Source organism: Dietzia sp. CQ4, assembly GCF_014145125.1.
Lineage (GTDB): Bacteria > Actinomycetota > Actinomycetes > Mycobacteriales > Mycobacteriaceae > Dietzia > Dietzia natronolimnaea.
Genome location: NZ_JAALDZ010000184.1, coordinates 1 through 4,058, shown reverse-complemented (window position 1 = coordinate 4,058; position 4,058 = coordinate 1). Strand labels below are relative to the sequence as shown.

Here is a 4,058-nt window from a genome sequence, read left to right as displayed (position 1 = left end):
GGGCGTCGTAGCCCACCGCCACCTCCACGAGGAGTCGCAACAGGACAACGACGACGAGGTCGGCCGCGATGTCCACCGCGCTTCCGTCCGCGCCGGAGAGCGTCTCGAGCCGTCCCAGGGTGATCCCCAGCCGTCGGCGTGCGGAGTCGACGGCCGCCGAGAGCACCCGGTGGTCGGCATGGGCGGTGTCGACGAGCCCGCGGGCGAGCACCGACCAGGTCTGCGGGTCCCGGACGGCGGCGGCCGAGGCCCGGCCGGGCCAGTCCACGACGGGATCCGATGCCGGCCCTGCGACGAGGTCGTCGACGAGCTCGCCCAGCGCCTCGGCAGCCCCCGCCGCGATCTCGGTGGCCAGGGCGTCCACCGACTCGAAGTGCCGGTAGAACGCGGTGGGGACGATGCCCGCCTCGCGTGCGAGCTCGCGGACGACCAGGCCGGAGAATCCCCGCGTGGCCACCGCATGGCGGCCCGCGGCAACGATGAGTGCACGTGTGTGCCGCTTCTGCTCCGCCCGGGTACCTGGTGTCGCCACGCCCGTGATGCTATCGCCTGAGGCCTGTATCCGCATGTGGGGAACCCCCCGTCGGAGTGTGACCCACGTGACAGTGGCGCGCCCCTTTCCATTTGAGAGAACGTATGTACACTCAAATTCGTCCGGTGGTCGAACCGGACGGATACGCCCCGTGGTGCAGCCGCGACCGTGAGGTCGTGACCGCACATCACGGCAGTAGGCCGCGTCCGACGGCGCACGACCACACCGACCACTACCTTCCGGAGGTCCTCATGACCGCCCCGACCATCAGCCGACTCTTCTCCCGCGGGATCACCCGCACCCTGCTCACCCCACACCCGGTGGAGCACTACGTCCGCTCACTCGGAGTGAGCTGGGCCGACGACCCGACCGGCGCGACGGTCGTCGCCGTCGACCGGCCCGTCTCCGACGTCACCGTCATCACGCTCCGGCTCCCGGCCGGGGTCGACCGGCCCGCCCCCGGAGCCGCTCTCGAGATCGGCGTGGTGGTCGACGGCGTCGTCCACCGCCGTCACTACTCCCCGGTGGACTCCGCCGCGCGGTCCGACGGCCTGGCGACGATCGCCGTCCGCCGGCATCCGGGGGGCGTGGTCTCCGAACACCTGTGGTCCGAGGCCGCTCCCGGGATGCGCCTGCTCCTCGGGAACCCCGTCGGGGAGGTCACCCTCCCGGACGCACGCCCGACCGACGTGCTGTTGGTCAGCGGCGGCAGCGGCATCACCCCGATGCTCTCCATCGCCTCCACCCTCGCCGGGGAGGGCCACTGCGGGGAGGGGGCCACCGGCCGTGTCGCGTGGCTCCACTACGTCCGCCGGGTCGAGGACGTGCCGTTCCGCGACCGGATCCGCGAACTCTCGCGCGCCGGTGTCGAGGTCCGGGTGGTCCCCACCGTGGCACCGGACCCGTCAGACACCTCGGGCCACCCGGACCCGTCAGTCACCTCGGACCCGTCGTCGCGGGACCTGGTCGGCCACCTGACAGAGGGCCACCTCGACGAGGTGGCACCGTGGCACTCCGACGCCACCGTCTTCCTCTGTGGACCCGACGGCCTGGCCGACGGCCTGTCGGACGTCCTCGGAGCGGAGCGCTACGGGAACGTCCTCCGCGAGCGCTTCACCGCCTCCAACGGACCCGTGCCCGAGGGCGACGGCGGGACCGTCACCCACGTCAGGAGCGGTGTCGCCGCCCACAACTCCGGCACCACGCTGCTGGAGGGCGCGGAGGCCGCGGGGCTGTCCCCGAAGCACGGCTGCCGGATGGGCATCTGCCACACCTGCACCGCCGTCCGGGTCTCCGGCGCGACCCGCGACCTCAGGACGGGCGAGGTCGACACCGAGCCCGGTTGCCTGGTCCAGATCTGTGTCTCCGCGCCCGTGGGCGACGTCGAGATCGAGCTCTAGACCCCCCGACACCGTCACAACCCGACCCGTACCCACCGGAACGACCGGAAGGACTCCCGTCATGACCCTCCTGCAGCTCCCCACCATCCGCTCCACGAAGCCCAAGACCTCCAAGCCGAAAGCCACCGCCCCCGAGCCCGTGGTCCTGTCCGCCGAGTCGGTGGAGATCATCAGCCGTGAACTCGACGCCATCCGCGACCGCGTGGTGGCCGACCTGGGCACCGCCGACCGCGACTACATCCTCCGGGTGGTCCGCATGCAGCGTCGACTCGAGCTGACCGGGCGCGCCCTGATGTTCCTCGGCTTCCTGCCGCCCGCGTGGCTCGCAGGGGTGGCCGCGCTGAGCGCCTCCAAGATCCTCGACAACATGGAGATCGGCCACAACGTCATGCACGGCCAGTACGACTGGATGCGCGACGACATGCTCCATTCGTCCAGCTTCGAGTGGGACAACGTGTGCCCGTCCGACCAGTGGCGGCACTCGCACAACTACATGCACCACACGCACACCAACATCCTCGATCTCGACCGCGACATCGGATACGGCATCCTGCGCATGGAGTACGAGCAGAAGTGGACCCCGCTGCGCCTGGGTAACCCGCTGTACGCGTTCGGACTCATGATGGCGTTCGAGTGGGGCGTCATGCTCCACGACCTGGAGTACGACAACGTGCTCAAGGGCAAGCGCAAGTGGTCGGACGTCAAGGGCCTGCTCGCCGGCTGGTGGGGCAAGATGCGAGGTCAGGTCGCCAAGGACTACATCGTCCACCCGGCACTCACCGGGCCACTGTTCCCGCTCACCTTCGCCGGGAACCTCACCGCCAACCTCGTCCGCAACGTCTGGGCGTTCTCGGTGATCTTCTGCGGGCACTTCCCCTCCGGCGCCCAGGTCTTCACCCAGGAGGAGACGGCCGAGGAGACCCGTGGCGAGTGGTATGTGCGCCAGATGCTCGGCTCGGCCAACATCTCGGGCAGCCCGTTCATGCACCTGGCCACCGGCAACCTCTCGCACCAGATCGAGCACCACCTCTTCCCCGATCTGCCCGCTCACCGCTACCCGGAGATCGCCGAGGAGGTCCGGGCGATCTGCGAGGAGCACGGCCTTCCCTACACGACCGGCCCGTTGTGGAAGCAGGTGGCCAATGTCTGGGCCAAGATGTTCCGGTTGGCCCTGCCGCTGCCGCCCACCCCGGCGGACACGCCGGCCGTGCTCATCGAGCGCAGGAAGGTGACACCCGCGGCCTGAGCCGGGGTACCTTCGTGGACACCACTGACGAAGGGAGCGGATCCGATGAGCGACTTCGAGCGCAACAAGGACCAGGTCCAGGCAGGTGTCCAGGCGGGGGCGTCCCTCGTCGGCCGGATCGCCGTCATCATCACCGACGCGGTCGGTTCCATCGCCAAGGAGGTCGGCGACTTCGTCACCGACGGGATCGAGATGAGGGAGGCGGCCCGGGCCGCCCGCCTCGACGAGCGCAAGCGCTCCCCCGCGATCGACCTGGACGGTATCGAGGACGGCGACCTCAACGGTTGAGGCCGCTGGTGACCCGATGACCGTGGCCGGTGGGTCCTCCCCCCGGCCACGGTGGCAGGATCGCTCGATGTGACGATCATCGCCGCCGCGGACGGCTCCGCTCTCGGTAACCCCGGCCCGGCCGGATGGGCCTGGTACATCGACGAATCGCGGTGGCGATGCGGCGGTTGGACACGGGGCACCAACAACCAGGGAGAGCTCACCGCGGTCCTGGACCTTCTTCGTCAGACCGCGCACTCCCCCGAGCCGCTGCACATCCTGTGCGACTCGCAGTACGTCATCAACTCGGTGACAAAGTGGATGGCCGGGTGGAAGCGCAAGGGCTGGAAGAAGGCCGACGGGAAGCCCGTCCTCAACGTCGAGGTCATGAAGGCGCTCGACGAGGCGATGAAGGGCCGCGAGGTCACCTTCGAGTGGGTCAAGGGTCACGCAGGACACGAGCTCAACGAGAAGGCGGACGTCCTGGCGAACGGGGCCGCCAAGGCCTGGGCGTCGGGTCGGGAGCCCGCGTCCGGCCCCGGGTTCCCGGGAGCCCGGTCGGTCGGTGCGGGTGGCGACCCGGCCGTCCCCCCCGCGGTCAACGGAGGCGCGC

5 protein-coding genes are annotated in these 4,058 nt (G+C 70.2%); 4 read left to right on the top strand and 1 reads right to left on the bottom strand.

Annotated elements, in window-relative coordinates:
• A partial coding sequence (locus tag G6031_RS11265) for a TetR family transcriptional regulator (RefSeq protein ID WP_182653305.1) occupies window positions 1-532 on the bottom strand: 532 nt, incomplete at its 3' end.
• 251 nt (window positions 533-783) lie between these two features.
• On the opposite strand from G6031_RS11265, the gene G6031_RS11260 reads away from it, so the two are divergent.
• The 4 genes from G6031_RS11260 to G6031_RS11245 form a co-directional block, all read left to right on the top strand.
• Window positions 784-1,932 carry an iron-sulfur cluster-binding domain-containing protein gene (locus G6031_RS11260; protein ID WP_182653304.1) on the top strand — a complete coding sequence of 383 codons (1,149 nt, stop codon included), beginning with the start codon at window positions 784-786 and terminating at the stop codon, window positions 1,930-1,932.
• 61 nt (window positions 1,933-1,993) lie between these two features.
• On the top strand, window positions 1,994-3,178 hold the full coding sequence (locus G6031_RS11255) for an acyl-CoA desaturase (RefSeq protein WP_182653303.1): 1,185 nt from the start codon (window positions 1,994-1,996) through the stop codon (window positions 3,176-3,178).
• 45 nt (window positions 3,179-3,223) lie between these two features.
• A complete protein-coding gene (locus tag G6031_RS11250; RefSeq protein WP_179524739.1) occupies window positions 3,224-3,466 on the top strand; it encodes a hypothetical protein in 243 nt (80 codons plus the stop codon).
• Window positions 3,467-3,535: 69 nt separating this feature from the next.
• On the top strand, window positions 3,536-4,058 hold a 523-nt coding region (locus G6031_RS11245; RefSeq protein WP_182653302.1), incomplete at its 3' end, for a ribonuclease HI.

Bases quoted from the DNA above. Each gene is read 5' to 3' on its own strand.
- G6031_RS11250 (WP_179524739.1), top strand. From the start codon at position 3,224: ATGAGCGACTTCGAGCGCAACAAGGACCAGGTCCAGGCAGGTGTCCAG.
- G6031_RS11260 (WP_182653304.1), top strand. From the start codon at position 784: ATGACCGCCCCGACCATCAGCCGACTCTTCTCCCGCGGGATCACCCGC.
- G6031_RS11255 (WP_182653303.1), top strand. From the start codon at position 1,994: ATGACCCTCCTGCAGCTCCCCACCATCCGCTCCACGAAGCCCAAGACC.